The organism is Pseudodesulfovibrio mercurii (genome assembly GCF_000189295.2).
GTDB lineage: Bacteria > Desulfobacterota > Desulfovibrionia > Desulfovibrionales > Desulfovibrionaceae > Pseudodesulfovibrio > Pseudodesulfovibrio mercurii.
The window spans coordinates 1,772,508-1,787,452 of the sequence record NC_016803.1; the positions used below are offsets into that span (position 1 = coordinate 1,772,508).

General features: G+C 66.0%; 13 protein-coding genes. 3 read left to right on the forward strand and 10 right to left on the reverse strand.

Features of this window, described 5'->3' with window-relative positions; genetic code table 11:
• Positions 1-214 precede the first annotated feature (214 nt).
• Positions 215-1,198 (forward strand): diguanylate cyclase, encoded by a 984-nt coding sequence (locus tag DND132_RS08055; RefSeq protein ID WP_014322224.1) that lies wholly within the window; start codon positions 215-217, stop codon positions 1,196-1,198.
• 395 nt (positions 1,199-1,593) lie between these two features.
• Here the strand turns inward: DND132_RS08055 and DND132_RS18470 are convergent, their stop codons facing one another.
• From DND132_RS18470 to DND132_RS08090, 8 genes are all read right to left on the reverse strand, one after another.
• Positions 1,594-1,758 carry a hypothetical protein gene (locus DND132_RS18470; protein WP_014322225.1) on the reverse strand — a complete coding sequence of 55 codons (165 nt, stop codon included), beginning with the start codon at positions 1,756-1,758 and terminating at the stop codon, positions 1,594-1,596.
• A 235-nt stretch (positions 1,759-1,993) separates the two neighbouring features.
• Entirely contained in the window at positions 1,994-2,656 is a 663-nt protein-coding gene (locus DND132_RS08060; RefSeq protein WP_014322226.1) for a LexA family transcriptional regulator, read from the reverse strand.
• A gap of 188 nt (positions 2,657-2,844) precedes the next feature.
• On the reverse strand, positions 2,845-5,040 hold the full coding sequence (rnr, locus tag DND132_RS08065; protein ID WP_014322227.1) for a ribonuclease R: 2,196 nt from the start codon (positions 5,038-5,040) through the stop codon (positions 2,845-2,847).
• Positions 5,033-6,187: a tetraacyldisaccharide 4'-kinase gene (lpxK, locus tag DND132_RS08070; protein WP_014322228.1), complete on the reverse strand. Its 1,155-nt coding sequence runs from the start codon at positions 6,185-6,187 to the stop codon at positions 5,033-5,035. The genes rnr and lpxK overlap by 8 nt, the downstream gene beginning before the upstream one ends.
• Before the next feature lie 320 nt (positions 6,188-6,507).
• Complete coding sequence (locus tag DND132_RS08075) at positions 6,508-7,242, reverse strand: Bax inhibitor-1/YccA family protein (protein ID WP_014322229.1); 735 nt, start codon at positions 7,240-7,242, stop codon at positions 6,508-6,510.
• Positions 7,243-7,362: 120 nt separating this feature from the next.
• Positions 7,363-7,800, reverse strand: a complete 438-nt coding sequence (locus tag DND132_RS08080) for a YccF domain-containing protein (RefSeq protein ID WP_014322230.1) — start codon at positions 7,798-7,800, stop codon at positions 7,363-7,365.
• Positions 7,801-7,856: 56 nt separating this feature from the next.
• Positions 7,857-9,008, reverse strand: coding sequence for a YibE/F family protein (locus tag DND132_RS08085; RefSeq protein ID WP_014322231.1), 1,152 nt, complete (start codon positions 9,006-9,008; stop codon positions 7,857-7,859).
• 69 nt (positions 9,009-9,077) lie between these two features.
• Positions 9,078-10,547, reverse strand: a complete 1,470-nt coding sequence (locus DND132_RS08090) for an alkaline phosphatase (RefSeq protein WP_014322232.1) — start codon at positions 10,545-10,547, stop codon at positions 9,078-9,080.
• Between the two features lie 314 nt (positions 10,548-10,861).
• Between DND132_RS08090 and DND132_RS08095 the strand changes: the two genes are divergently transcribed.
• Together DND132_RS08095 and trpS are read left to right on the forward strand one after the other, a co-directional pair.
• Positions 10,862-11,635: a class I SAM-dependent methyltransferase gene (locus DND132_RS08095; RefSeq protein ID WP_014322233.1), complete on the forward strand. Its 774-nt coding sequence runs from the start codon at positions 10,862-10,864 to the stop codon at positions 11,633-11,635.
• 253 nt (positions 11,636-11,888) lie between these two features.
• Entirely contained in the window at positions 11,889-12,812 is a 924-nt protein-coding gene (trpS, locus tag DND132_RS08100; protein WP_014322234.1) for a tryptophan--tRNA ligase, read from the forward strand.
• 48 nt (positions 12,813-12,860) lie between these two features.
• Here trpS and DND132_RS08105 read toward each other — a convergent pair whose 3' ends face one another.
• Both DND132_RS08105 and DND132_RS08110 read right to left on the reverse strand, forming a co-directional pair.
• Complete coding sequence (locus DND132_RS08105) at positions 12,861-13,790, reverse strand: calcium/sodium antiporter (RefSeq protein ID WP_014322235.1); 930 nt, start codon at positions 13,788-13,790, stop codon at positions 12,861-12,863.
• A 36-nt stretch (positions 13,791-13,826) separates the two neighbouring features.
• Positions 13,827-14,891 (reverse strand): hypothetical protein, encoded by a 1,065-nt coding sequence (locus tag DND132_RS08110; protein WP_014322236.1) that lies wholly within the window; start codon positions 14,889-14,891, stop codon positions 13,827-13,829.
• Between the last annotated feature and the right edge of the window lie 54 nt (positions 14,892-14,945).

Consider the following 14,945-nt stretch of genomic DNA (forward strand, 5'->3'; position numbering starts at 1 on the left):
GACAACGTATCAGCGCCTCATCCGGAGGATACACGGCCCGTGCGTTATTTGCAAAAATTTAACGGGGAACATCACCACGGCCAGGCGTGCGGCAAACTCCCGCGAACCCGCGTCGCGGGCCGATGCGGCGCGTCCGACCGAACATGCCGGAACGGCCGGGCCGGGCATATGGCATCTCGCAATCACTGCGAATATCTGCTAGAAAACACCTCGCATGAAGATACTCATTATCGACGATTCCAGGGGGTCCGCGACCCAGCTGACCGACATGCTCATGGGCGCGGGACACTCCGACGTGTCCGACGTGGAATCCCTGGACCGGGCCCTGCACGCAATGCAGCGCGCCGCAGCCGGGGAAACGCCCGTGGACCTGGTGCTCATCGACCTTGAGATCCACGACACCGACGGCATCGCCGCCATCCTGACCCTCAAGTCCCACCGCGAATTCGAGGACATCCCGATCATCGCCATCGCCGCCAACGACAACTCGGAGGAGTTGGACCGCGCCTTCGCGGCCGGGGCCTCGGACTACATCGTCAAGCCCGTGGGCCGCACCGAGCTGCGCGCCCGGGTGCGCTCCGCCCTGCAACTGCGCCGCGAGATGCTCAAACGCATGCTCCGGGAGCGCGAACTGGAGCGGCTGGCCCGCAAGCTGGAGCGCATGTCCAACCAGGACGGGCTGACCGGCCTGGCCAACCGGCGCTGCTTCGACGATACGCTCATCCGCGAATGGGTGCGCAACGGCCGCGAGGATCATCCCCTGGGACTGCTGATGATCGACATCGACCACTTCAAGGCCTACAACGACGCGCTGGGCCACGTGCACGGCGACGCCTGCCTGCGCGACGTGGCCCAGGCCATCCGCATGGCCACCAACCGGCCCGGCGACCTGGTGGCCCGGTACGGCGGCGAGGAGTTCGCCATCATCCTGCCCAACACCGACTTCGGCGGGGCGCGCGTGGTGGCCGAGAACATCCACGCCAACCTGGCCGCATCCCGCATCCGCCACCCCGACTCCCAGGTGGCCGGCACCGTGACCGTGTCCATCGGCGCGGCCGCCACCGTGCCCACCTGCGAGATCACCCCGGCGCACCTCGTCCAGGCCGCCGACCGCGCCCTGTATCAGGCCAAGCTGTCAGGCCGGAACCGCACCGAATCCATCCACCTGCCCGAAACCGGCCATCTGCGGCAGCAGTAGGCCGAAAAATGGGGACTTCGTCCCCCCTGCTCCCGACCGCCCTCCCCCGTTTCCCTTGACCCGCAAGCCGCGAGCTTGATCGCATCGCCCCGCAACGCCGCGTATCCCGTCGATTCGGGGGACGGCGCAGGGCTCCTCCTCCACACCGCACCGTGACACCGGTCCTTGCGGGTGATGGGCGTACGCCCCTCGCGGACCCCGTTTCCGCCCCAAGACGGACAACCCACGCAATCCGCCCTCCCCAAACGAGGCATGCGCGGCAATCCCCCGGCCGCCACAAAGGGCGGAGGGCCGTGCGGCTCCGGGGGGAAGCTCGGCACGGCCCTCCAACAGGGATGATGGCGACCGTCCGCAAGGTTCGGGCGGCCGCGAGGAACTGGGGAAATAAGAACGGACTAGCGAAGGAAATGGATGGACAGGTAGCTGCCGCAGCAGGGACAGACCTTGACCGGGGTGGCCTTGCCCTCGTCGTCGCGGATGACCGCTTCCCAGGGGATGAAACCGTCAAGGGTGTACTGGACCATCAGCCGGTGACCGCACTTGCAAAAACGTTCCTGCATGACTCTCTCTCCTTGCCTTGTATCGCGCCGGGGGGGCGTGTGTCCTATTCGTTGACTGAACGTGACTTTTTAATAAACAGTCTTCGGTCTTTTTGTCAACTAATATTTTACAAAATGTTGTCCTTTATTCTACAACAGACAACATCAGAGAATCATGCGCTATTTCAGTATGATACGGAAAAGCCCCCGCAACGACGATCGTTGCGGGGGCTTTCATGGCGATTTCCAAGAAGGGCTAGCGGTATTCCCGCGAGGCCCACAGGACCTGGCCGATGACGCGCACGTTGTCTAGTTCGTCGCCGGACAGGTGGACGGGCGAATAGTCCACGTTGTCGCTCCTGAGCACCAATGTGCCGGGCAGGCGCTCCACGCGCTTGACCATGACCGTGTCCTCCACGCCCACGGCGTAGATGCCGCCGGACAGGACGTCGGTCCGGGACTGGTCGATGAGGACCATGTCCCCTTCCTTGATCTCGGGCTCCATGGAGTTGCCGATGACCTCCATCAGGACCATGTTGGCCGGATTGCCCCGCCGGGTCAGCCAGTCGGAGCGGAAGGAATAGTATCCCTCCACCTGTCCCTCGGTCTCGAAGGAGCCGCCGCCCGCGCAGAGACGGGCGCGCACCTTGGGGATCTCCGCGTAGCTCGCCCCGTCCTCGGCCGCGGCCGCCAGGGCCGCCTCGGGCCGGGGGAATCCCTTGCCCTGCTCCAGCCACAGCGGGTTCAAACCGAACCGGGCCGACAGGTCCAGAATCCAGCGCGCGGGCACCGCGCCCTTGCGCTTGGCCAGGGACACGGCGGCCCGACCCACGTCCAGTTCGCGGGCCAGTTGGGACTGGTTCCTGATCTCCGTCTCGGAACAGAGTCGCTTGAAAAACGCTTCAAATCCGTTGCTCATCGTTGCGCCTTGGTTAATGAATGTTGCTTGGACAATTGTTTACTATCGATTAACCGTACTGTCAATTACAAAAACATTTTTGTCCACTAGATGCGCACAAAAAGGAATACAGGGAAGGCATCGCCTTCCTCCTGCGGAGAACGGGGGGAACAGGGCGGACGCGCCGCCGGGCCGGGCGCTTCCCGGACCTAGATCAGGTCCTTGTAGTCCATGGCCGCAGCCACAACGGACTTGAGGCTGAAGTTCAGCTCCAGCCGCTCCACGCTGGCCTCATCCAGGACCACCTCCACGGCCTGGCCCAGGAAGAAGGACCGGCCGGTGCGCTCGCCCACGAGCATCTCGCGCTGGGGCCAGTAGGTGTAGTAGTCGTCGTCCATGGTGGACAGCCGGACCATCCCCTCGGCCATGACCTCCTTCAGCTCCACGTAGAAGCCGAAGTCGGTGATGTGCGAGATGACCGCGTCGAAGGTCTCGCCCACCTTGTCGCGCATGAACAGCACGGTCACGCGCTTGAGGATCTCGCGCTCGGCGTCCATGGCCACCCGCTCGCGGCCGGACAGATGGTCGGCCACGTTGAGCAGCTTCTTGTGGCCCGGCACGGGCGCGGGCACGCCCTCGCCCTCATGCAGGGCGGCCTTGACCAGCCGGTGGACCACCAGGTCGGCGTAGCGCCGGATGGGCGAGGTGAAGTGGGCGTACTCCTCGGAGGCCAAGCCGAAGTGGCCCTCGTTGTCCGGCGAGTACTTGGCCTGCTTCATGGAGCGCAGGAGCATGCGGTTGACGATGTACTCCTTGTCCGTGCCCGCCATGGAGGCCACCAGCATCTGGAGCTTCTTGGGGGTGATCTCCTTGGGCATGACCACGGACTTGTCCGTACGAGACAGCAGCCGGAACAGGTTCTTGAGCTTCTCCTCGTCAGCCGCGGGATGGATGCGGAACAGGCAGGGCAGGTCGCGCTCCACCAGGAAGTGGGCCACGGCCTCGTTGGCCGCGATCATGAACTCCTCGATGAGCTGGTGGGCGAAGTTGCGCTGCCGGGGCCGGATGTCCGAGGTCTCGCCGTGCACGTCGAAGAATATCTCCGGCTCGGGCAGGTCGAAGTCCAGCGACCCGCGCTTGGCGCGCAGGGTGTTGATCCTGCGGGCCAGCTCCTCGGCCAGCTCCAGCATGGCGATCAGCTCGGGGGTCAGCTTCTCCCGCGCCTCGGCCCGCTTCTCCATGATCGCCTCGAAGACCTGGGTGTAGGTCAGCCGGGCGTGGCTGCGGATGACCGCCGGGAAGACCTGGGTCTGCCGGGTGCGCCCCTCGGGGTCGGTGTCCATGCAGACCACCATGGTCAGGCGGGGCACGTCCGGGTTGAGGGAGCACAGCCCGTTGGACAGCTTCTCCGGAAACATGGGCTCCACGGACCTCGGGAAATAGTAGGAGTTGCCGCGTTCGAAGGCCTCGCGGTCCAGGGGCGAGCCCTCGGGCACGTAGTGGGAGACGTCGGCGATGGCCACCCACAACCGGTAGCCGCCCTGGCGGCGCTCCACCAGCACGGCGTCGTCGAAGTCGCGGGCCGTGGCCCCGTCGATGGTCACGAACGGCTTGCCGGTCAGGTCGCGGCGGCCCTGGAAGTCCTTGCCCGACGGCGCGTCCGGCAGGGTCTCGGCCTGGCTCGCGGACCCGGACGGGAACCGGGTGCGGATGTTGTGGTTGGACTTGACCATCGCCTCCTGCACGGAGATGTCGGTCTCCTCGCCCAGCCGTTGGGTGATCTCCCCTTCCCACATGGTCGGGTCGATGCGCTCGCCGGGCGCGCACAGGGCGATCTCGCCGGGCGCGACCTTGACGGACGGGTCCTTGAGGGTGGCGATGATCCCGAAATTCAACCTCGGGTCGGACGGGCGGCAGAGCCACTCGCCGCCGGTCATCCTCTTGACCACCTTGACCGGAAGGACCTTGCGGCCGCGCTCCAGGATGCGCACGATGCGCCCCTCGGCGTTGCGCCCGGCCTTGGGTTCGCCCAGCACCGAGACGACCACACGGTCGCCGTGCCAGGCGTCGTTCAGGTCCCGCTGGTTGACGAAGATGTCCTTGCGCCGGGAGTCCTCGGGGACCACGAAGCCGTAGCCCTGGCGCTGAATCTCCAGCCGCCCGGTGATGCAGTGCATGGACTCGGCCAGGCCGTAGCCGCGCCGGATGCGCACCAGCTTGCCCTTCTGGACCAGGTCGCGCAGCAGGTCCTTGACCTCGGCCTTGTCCTTCTTCTTGAGCTTGAGCTGGCGGATGACCTCGGCCCTGGACATGGGCCGCTTCATTTCCTTGAACAGCTTGAGCAGCGCGGCCGGGGACAGGGGCGGCGTGGAGGGCCTGGGTTGACTGCGTTTCTTCTTAACCATTGTCGTCTCCCTTGTCGGACGGGGCTCCCCCGTGCCGCATGGTGTAGTCCGCCGCGTGCTCGGCGCGGTCCGCGCGGCGCAGCCTGAAGGAATCGTAGCGCCGGTCCCACCAGGCGGCGAACGTGGTCCGCTCGCCCATGGTGGACGGCCCGAACTCCAGGCTCAGATCGAATTGCCAAAATTGGTCGGTGCACATGGCCCCGAGCTTGACCGCGTCCTTGGGCGTGCACAAAATCGCGGTGCAGCCCAGCCGCGCGGCCTCCCGGACCAGGTCCTCCACGTCCCGCTTGGAGTAGGCGTGGTGGTCACGGAACACCCGGTGCGCCTTTGGCCCGTAGCCCAGGTACCCCTCGGCCGTGGCCCGGACCTGGGCCGGATCGCCCACGCCCGTGGCCAGCAGGTACGGTGCGCCCCCGAAGTCGGCCGCCCGCTCCCCGCCGATGACCCGGCGCACGCCCGTGGGCATGAGCCGGAAGCTGAAGACCGGCTTGCCGAACCGCTTCAACCGCTCCTCGATGCGCGGTTTGAGCTGGGAAAATTCCTTGGGCCCGGCCTTGATCATGAAGGCGTCGGCCCTGCCGAGCGCCGCCTCGGGCTCGCGCCAGGAGCCCGCCGGGATGACCCGGTTCCAGCCCTCGCGCAGGTCGTCGGGCCGGAGCAGCACCAGGTTCACGTGCCGCCGGACCGCCATGTGCTGGAAACCGTCGTCCAGGATGATCAGCTCGGGCTTTTTCGTGCGCATGGCCGATTTGCCCGCCCGGGTGCGGTTCGGGTCCACCAGGACCAGGGCACTGTCGTGGGCGCGGGCGAGCATGAGCGGCTCGTCGCCCGCCTCCTCGGCCAGGGCGCCCGGCTTGACCTCGTAGGGCAGATGCTGCGGTTTGGCCCGGTAGCCGCGCGTCAGCAGGGCCACGGGGATGGACCTGGACTCGGCCCAGCCGAGCAGCCAGTCGGCCACCGGGGTCTTGCCCGTGCCGCCCCAGCCGATGTTGCCCACGGACACGGTCAGCGCGGGCGGCTCCCAACCGGGCAGCAGCCCCCGGCGGTACAGCCCCGCGCGCACGCGCATGATTCCGCCGTACACCCAGGCAAAGGGGCGCAGCAGCGGATACAGGACGCGTTGCAGGTTTGTCACGGTCTCGGACATGGGACTCCAGGGAAAAGATTCGTCATTGAAGAACCATACGTCCCCCGCACCGGCGTGGCAAGAGGAGGGGGGAAGATGCCTCCGGGCCTCCAGCCGTTGGCGAGCCTTCGAGCCTTACGGATGAGGACAGCAGCGATCGGCCGGGGGAAGGGGAGAGGGAAACCCTTTGAAAAGGGCTTTCCCTCTCCCCTTCCCCCGGCCCCCCATCCCCTCTCCCTTCCTAAACTTTTTGGTTCCGCTTCGCGGGGTGGGTTGTGGGGAGGGGGTAAAAAAGGCCGCACCCTGGTGGATGCGGCCCTTGGGTGGCTATGGTGCCGGGACTACCTGCGGTCGCCCATCAACCTCAAAAGCATGAGGAAGAGGTTGTAGAAGTCCAGGTACAGGGTCAGGGCGCCCAGGATGGTGCCGCGGCGGACGGCCGCGGTGTCGCCCAGGGGCACGGTCTCGCCCATGGTCTTCAGCTTCTGGGTGTCGTAGGCGGTCAGGCCCACGAAGATGATCACGCCGAGGACCGAGATGGCGAAGGACATGCCCGGGCTTTGCAGGAACATGTTCACCACCATGGCGATGATGATGCCGATCAGGCCCATGAACAGCAGGCTGCCCCAGCTGGTCAGGTCCTTCTTGGTGACCATGCCGTAGACGGACATGGCTCCGAACATGCCTGCGGTGGTGATGAAGGTCGTGACCACCGAGGCCGTGGTGTAGGCGAAGAGGATCGGGGCCAGGGAGAAGCCGTTCAGGGCGCTGAAGGCCATGAACAACCCCGTGGCCGTGCTCGGGTTCATGGTCGAAATCTTGAAGCTCATGAAGAAGACCATGCCGAAGGCCGCCAGCAGGGCGATCATGGGCAGCATGGTCGGGGCGTACATGCCGGTCTGCGGATTGTAGACAAAGGCCAGGTTGGTCAGGGCCGGGACGGTCAGGGTGGCGAAGGCCACCAGGGCGGTCAGGCCCAGGCCCGCGCTCATCCAGCCGTAGACGCCGCGCATGAAGGCGTTCAGGACCTCGGCTCTGGAGGTCTCCGTCCGTTGCATGCTGGGATACTGAGTCATTGGTATTCCTCCGAATTGATGACGTGCTTGTGGCCGGGAATCTCCCGGACGCTGCTTCTATCTAATCAGCTTTACGGTCCAAGGCAAGGGGATGCACGAAATTGCACAACCCCCCGGAACCTAGCGGTCCACGCGCACGCCGTAGAGCCGCTCGGCCTGCTCCGTCGTGACCACGGTCAGACCGATGGGGGCCAGGGTGACGGCGGCCAGCTTGAGGTGCTGCCAGCCCCACGGGATGCCCAGGATGGTGATGAAGCAGCCCAGCGCGGACAGGATGTGCCCCAGCGCCAGCCACCAGCCCGCGAACACGAACCAGACGATGTTGCCCACCGTGCCCCAGTCCGAGGTGCCGATGTCCTTTTGCCCGGTGAGCACGTCGCGCCGGACCAGGGTCCGGCCGAAGGGCATGAGCGAAAAACCGGCGATGACGAAGGCGGCCCGCGCCCAGGGCAGGCCCACGATGGAGATGGCGAAGAGGCAGCCCGCGAAGAGCCAGCCGATGGTCATGAACACGCCGCCGATGAGCCACCAGATCAGATTGCCGAGGAACGAAAGCATGGACACTCCTTATGCTTGGTTTGCTGGCATGCTATTGGCCCATCCCGGCGCGTTCGTCAATGGCGGAGCGCACCGGCCGAGTGTTCGCCTGCGGTCAGGAGCAGGCCGCCCACCAGGGCCGTGAACGGGGCCACGGTGACCAGCCCGAAGCTGCCCACCAGGGTCTTGAGGACCTCGGCGGCCACGTAGATGAAGTTGAAGGTGGTGTCCAGCGGGATGCCCTGGGCCATGAAGGCCATGAGCAGGGTCACGAACCCGCCCGAGTAGGCCAGCAGCAGGGTCGTGGTCATGGTCCCGACCACGGCGCGGCCCACGCGGATGCCCGACCAGACCGCCTCCACGCGGGAGATGCCCGGCTTCTTGTCGACCACCTCGCTCATGGCCGCGGCCACGTCCATGGCCAGGTCCATGACCGCGCCGCAGGAGGACAGGAACACCCCGGCCATGAACACGCGGGTCAGGTTCAGGTGGCCGTAGCCCGCGTAGAGCAGGGTCTCGGCAAAGGGCATGACCGCCCCGTGCACGTGGAACCTGCCGGTGAAATAGATGCCCAGGGCGCAGCTGGCCGCCACCCCGAGGAAGGCCCCGAGAAAGGCGGTCAGGCCGGTGCGGTTGAGTCCGCCCACCAGAAAGATGATCACCGCGCACAGCCCGGCCACCACGCTCAGGGTCAACCAGACCGGGTCCGTGCCCTTGAGCAGCAGCGGGACCAGGACCTTCCACAGCATCAGCCCGGTGAAGACGAAGGACAACAGGGCCTTGAACCCGGTCAGCCCGCCGAAGAGCAGGAGCAGCGCGGCGAACAGGCCGAGCAGGAACAGTTCGAGCCCCAGCCGGTAGTGGGCCTGGGGATTGACGTAGATGACCTGGCCGTCGCTGTTCAGGGTCAGGATGACGTAGGCCGTGTCACCGGCCTTAAAGAGCTTGTCGCGGTCGAGCTGGCCCAGGAGCTGGTTGTTGGCCGTGAAGGTCTCGCCCTTGAACGGCCCGTCCAGGATGTCCAGGGTCACGGTCTGTTCGCCCGCGCGGATCATGCCCAGGCTCATGACGTTGGCGTCGTCCACGGCCGTGACCCGCCCCGTGCAGTGGACCGCGTCCCGGTCCTTGTTCGTTTCGAAGCCGGTGGGCAGGTAGTAGAGGCCGACGGAGACGACGATGAAGATGAGGACCAAAAGCCAGTCGCGGGACGTCTTGCTGAGTGGGTGCATGGGTTTCCTGAAAAGGGGGGCGGGCGGACCGCGAAGGCCCGCCCGCCGGAGGTTGGAGGATGGAGTCGTCTAGTTGGCGGCCACGCGCACGGACCCGGCGTCGGCGTACACCGCCCGGGCGGGCAGGCCCATGGCGGCCATGATCTTGGTGGCCACGTCCTTGTTGTCGTAGCCGCCGTTGAAGGCCTGGCAGTTCACGCCCATGGCGGACGTGGAGACCGGCACGCCGGTGTGCTTGTAGGAGGTCCAGCCCAGGCCGGCCTTCTGGTTGAGCACGTGGGTCAGGGTCACGGACAGCGGGTCATAGTCGCCGTACAGCAGGTAGTCGCCGCCCTTGATCTTCTCGCCCGCCATGGAGCGGCGGAAGGCCTGCTCGATGTCGGCCGCCTGGTAGTCGGCCAGGACCATGGGATCGGCCTTGGCGTCACCCTCGAACTTCAGGCCGAAGTCGGCGGTGATGATCGGCTTCATGGCGTTGAAGTCCCCGCCCTGCTTCTTGAAATCGGCCAGGGTCTCGGCGGTGAACTTCTGGAAGGAGACCTTCTGGTGGCTGAGGATGTCGTAGTGGGAGCCGTACTTGGTGCCCGCGAAGCCGAGCGTCAGTCCGCCACACTCGTGGTCGCCGGTGACCACGATCAGGGTCTCGTCCGGGTGCTTTTCGCAGAAGGCCATGGCCTGCTGCACGGCCTTGTCGAAGGCGATGGTGTTGTCGATGGAGGCCGCCGCGTCGTTGGCGTGACAGGCCCAGTCGATCTTGCCGCCCTCGACCATGAGGAAGAAGCCCTTGTCGTTGTCGAGCATCTCGATGGCCTTCCCCGTGAACTCGGGCAGGGTGATGTCCCGGTCGGTCATGTCCATGGCGTAGGGCAGGGCCTGGTCGTCCTGGAGCCAGGCGTTCCAGGCGATGACCTTGCCGTCGCCGGGCTTGAGGGCCATGAAGTCCTTCTTGTCGGTGACGACCCTGTAGCCGTTGGCCTTGGCCTTTTCAAGGGCGTCGCCCATGGGGGCCTTGGACTTCTTGCCCGAGGGGTCCTTGAGCCCCCCGCCCGCGAAGAAGTCGAAGCCGGAGTCGGCCAGGGCGTGGTCGATCTCGTGGTACATGGAGCGGTTCTTGACATGGGCGTAGAAGGCGGCCGGGGTGGCGTGGTCAACGGACACGGACGAGACGATGCCGACCTTCATGCCCTTGTCCCGGGCCATCTCGGCGATGGTCTTGACCGGCTTGAAGTCCGGGTCCACGCCGATGTAGTCGATGTTGGTCTTCATGCCGGTGGCCAGGGCCGTGGCCGAGGCGGCCGAGCCGGTGATGAACCGGTCGTTGGCGAAGGTGGTGGTGATGCCCTGTGCGGGCATGGCGTCGATGGCCAGCTTATGGCCGAGGTAGGCGGAGCTGGCGGCGCGCTGGGGAAGCCCCATGCCGTCGCCGATGAAGAAAAATACGTATTTCGCGTCCTTGGCCCAGGCGGAACCGGCCATGAACACCATGGCCAGGGCCAGCGCCAGGGCGCACCTGACAAACAGTTTCTGCACGTTCGACATGTCAAACCTCCTCAGGTTTGTTTGCGTTGTTTCAAGCCCCAGTATCTACCCCCGGAAGGTTACGGAACCATGTGACCGGACGAACAACGGGTCACGACCCGGTGACAAATCCGTTACAGGCGATCTGTTTGATTTTACTGTGAAATAATAACGGATACAGCGGCCGATCACCGTCCGTTCCACAGGGCCCCCCTTGAAAAACGGCGCGGATTGGTGAATACTGCCCATTAAATCGAATGTGGATCGTGCCACTTTTCCCATCACATTATCCGCTACCCCGCCGGAGAACGGCGGGCCGGACCGACGGAGTCCCCATGGAACCAAGCCGACAGACCCCACCCGTGAGCAAGGAATACTGGAACGAGCACGCCCGGACCTTCCCCCGGTTCGAGGAGGGGGAGGACAACTACGAGGCGGGCGTCATGCGCGAGATCAGGGCGCACGGCGTGGATTTTCGCGGGGCCACGGTCCTGGACGTGGGCTGCGGCAGCGGCATGTACACCATCCGCATCGCCAGGGAGGCGCGCCGGGTCACCGCCCTCGACGTGTCGGACGTGATGCTGGACATCCTGCGCGCGGACGCCGAAGCCCTCAAGCTCGACAACATCGACTACGTGCGCTCGGAGTGGATGGATTTCGAGAGAGACGAGACCTTCGATATCGTCTTCTGCTCCATGACCCCGGCCATCCAGAGCGAGGCCTCCCGGCGCAAGCTCCTGCGCCACGCCCACGGCAAGACCGTGTTCATGGGCTTTGCCGGACGCATGCGCTCCAACGTCATGGCCGGGCTGTACGCCCACCACGGGGTCACGCCCCGGGTTTTCGCCAACGGCACGGACATGTGCGACTGGCTGGACGAGCAGGGAATCCCCTACGAGGCCCACCCGGTGGAGGGTACCTGGGTGGTCTCCAACCCACTGGAAAAGCTGGCCGATTCCTGCGCCACCTTCCTGTCCCAGTACGGCGTGACCGCCGAGCGGCGGCACCTGCTCAGCTACCTGGCCGCCTTCGAGGAGGAGCCGGGCCGGTTCGTGGAGCGCACGGACTACAAGATCGACCTGCTCATCTGGGACAAGCCGTCGGCCTGATCCCGGACGGACCGTGTCTTGACACCGACCGGGACGCCCCGCTACAAGGAACCCATGCATTTATCGGAATCCCATACGGAAACACGCCGCTGGTGGCGGCAGGCTTTACGGAGCATGCCCCCAGCATAATACGTAAGGTATCAGGCGCTGTCGGCATGCATGGCCGGCGGCATCGTCTTTTTTTCAGGGCTGTCGGCATTTCCGGCAGCCCTTTCTTCATCCACATTCGAAGACACGAAAAGGAGACGAACCCATGAAAAGAATTCTGACCGGGGAGCGGACAACCGGCAACCTGCACATAGGCCACTACTTCGGCTCGCTGCAATCGCGGGTCGAGTTGCAGGACGAATACGAGACCTTCATCATCCTGGCGGACATGCAGGTCCTCTACGACCATTTGGGCGACGAGAAGGGCAAGGCCATCCGCGCCAACGTCCACCTGGCCCTGCTCGACAACCTGGCCGCCGGGCTGGACCCGGAAAAGGTCAACTTCTTCGTGCAGAGCGAAATCCCGGAACTGGCCGAGCTGACCATGCTCTTCTCCTTCCTGGTGACCGTGGGCCGGGCCAAGCGGAACCCCACGGTCAAGGCGGAGATGGAACAGGCCGGGACCAGCTACGAGCACATGAACCTGGGTTTTCTCGCCTTCCCGGTGTCCCAGGCGGCCGACATCCTGCTGCCCAAGGCGAACCTGGTGCCCGTGGGCGAGGACCAGATCCCGCACATCGAGCAGACCAGGGAGATCGCCCACCGGTTCAACACCCTCTTCGGCGAGGTCTTTCCCATCCCGGAGTACCGGGTCTCCGCCTTCCCCCGCCTTCCGGGACTCGACGGCAAGAACAAGATGTCCAAATCGCTGGGCAACGTCATCAACCTCACGGACGACGAGCCCACGGTCAACGACAAGATCAAAAAGGCGTACTCCGGCGAAGGACACGCCCTCTTCACGTACGGCAGGCTGTTCGGTGTGGAGCCCAACGAGCGCATGGGGGTCTTCAAGCCCGCCCTGGCGGAAGCCGTCAACGCCTTTCTGGAGCCGATCCGGGCCCGCCGCAGGGAGCTGGAGAAGGAGCCCGGCTTCCTGCGCGAGGTCCTGGACAAGGGCCGGGACCGGGTCCGGGAGATCGGCGTCCAGACCCTGGCCGAGGTGAAGGAGCGGATGGGGATGGTCTACTAGGGGGCCGCCGCGGCGGCGGGCGACCGGCCGGAGCCTGTGCCGCCCGGCCTAATGCATGAAGTCGTGGGCCCAGCGGACCAGATTGATGGTGATGAGCAGGGCCCCTTCCCAGCGGCGGACCTTCCAGCCCGTGCGCAGGATGACCAGGACCAGGCCGACCATGCCCACCAGGACAATCAGGCCGGACAGAGCCTCGGGCGAGACCGGCAGCGGCTTAAGCAGGCAGGTCAGGCCGAGCACGCCCGCGAAATTGAAGAAATCCGAGCCGATGAGGTTGCCGAGCAGCATCTCGTTCTTGCCCCGGATGGAGGCCGCCAGACAGGTGACCAATTCGGGCAGGCTCGTGCCCGCGGCCACGATGGTCACGCCGATGACCCAGGAGGACACGCCGAGCGTGGTGGCGATGGAGGTGGCCGCCGAGACCATCAGGTCGCCGCCCGCGGCGATGGCCACGAACCCGGCCGCGAGCCAGATCCAGTCGCGCCAGGTGGCCGTCTTGCCCCGCGTCTCCTCCAACTCCTCCTCGCCCACGTTCTCGCGCTTCACGCCCAGGTAGACCAGATAGCCCGCCAGCAGGGCCACGAGGCACGCCCCGAAGACCCGCCCCAGCACGCCGGTGAAGGACACGGCCAGGATGACCGCCGTGGTCAGGAACAGGAGCAGCCCGTCGCGGTAAACGATGGTCCGGTTGGAGACGAGCGGCTTGATCATGGCCATGAGCCCGAGGATGAAGCCGAGGTTGAAGATGTTGGACCCGACCACGTTGGACAGGGAGATGTCGTTCTGCCCCCGGAAGGCGGCGTTGACGGTCACCAGGAACTCCGGGGCCGAGGTGCCCATGGCCACGATGGTCAGGCCGATGACCAGCTCGGAGACGTTGTACTTGCGGGCGATGAGGGCCGCCGAGGCGACGATCCAGTTGGCCCCGAACCAGAGCAGCAGGGCCGACACGGCGAAGGAGACGATGTCTATGAACATTGGCGGACTTTAAGGGAAGGTGTCGGCGGGCGCAAGTCAAGCCTGCGCGTGTTCCCGCTTCCATTCGCGGACGATCTCGGGCCGGGGCTCGGTCCAGCCGAGCGCGGTCTCGCGGGCCGGGACCACGGACACGGTCTCGGCCGCGCCACGGCGCTCCACGGTCACGCGCACGGGCGCTCCCGAGGCCTCGAACCGCTTGCGCGCCTTGCCCGAATAGGAGCTGATGAGCGCGGCCGCGTCCCGGATCGCCTCCGGGCTCCAGTCGCCCTTGAGCGGTCGGCCCAGGGCCAGGGGGCCGGGGAAGTCGGTCAGCCTGAAGAGGTAGTCGTCGGGTGCGGCCATGGCCTCGATCCGGTCGTTGTCCGACGAGGTCCGGCCGAAGACCAGCCAGTGGGGCCCGGCCCAGACCTGCCGCCCGATGCGGACCAGGGAAAAGTCGCCCGGCGCGGGCCGGTCGCGGTGGGTCAAGAGCTGGACGAACCGGGCCGCGCCGTGGGCCTCGGTCAGGCAGCAGCCGCCCGCCGGGGTGGGGATCTCGGTGAACCCGTAGTGCTCGGCCTGGACGTACTGCGGTTTGCGGCCCCGGCCGTGCCAGTCGTGCAGCCGCTCGCGGTCCACCAGGCCGGAGGCCTCCATGGGCGTGGGCGGAAGATTCTTGGCGCACAGGGGACGCAGGAGCACGTCGCGCACCCCGGCCCGCTTGGTGATCAGGTTGAGGGCGTCCTCGCGCTGGCTCATGGGCCGCTGGCCGACCACCTCGCCGGAGATCAGGAACTTCGCGCCGTAGCGTTCCATCAGGCCGTGGGCGTGTTCGAGCATGATGATCTTGCAATCCACGCACGGGTTCAGCCACTTGCCGAACCCCTGGGACGGGCCGTCCAGGAGCATGTCCACGTAGGCCTGGCGGATGTCCACCTCCACGCCCTCCACGCCGTAGCGGTCCCGCCAGAATGGGATCCGATGCGGCTTGCCGAAAAAGGGCGTGACGAAGTGCAGCCCCAGGACCGTCAGCCCCTGGTCCATGACCGTGCGCATGGCCAGGAGGGAATCCAGGCCGCCCGAGAGCAGGGCCAGCGCGTCGTACTGTTTTCGTTCCGTCATGGGGGGGACCCTTATGTGAGATCGCGGCCGAGGGCAAGCCCCCCCTGACGCGCG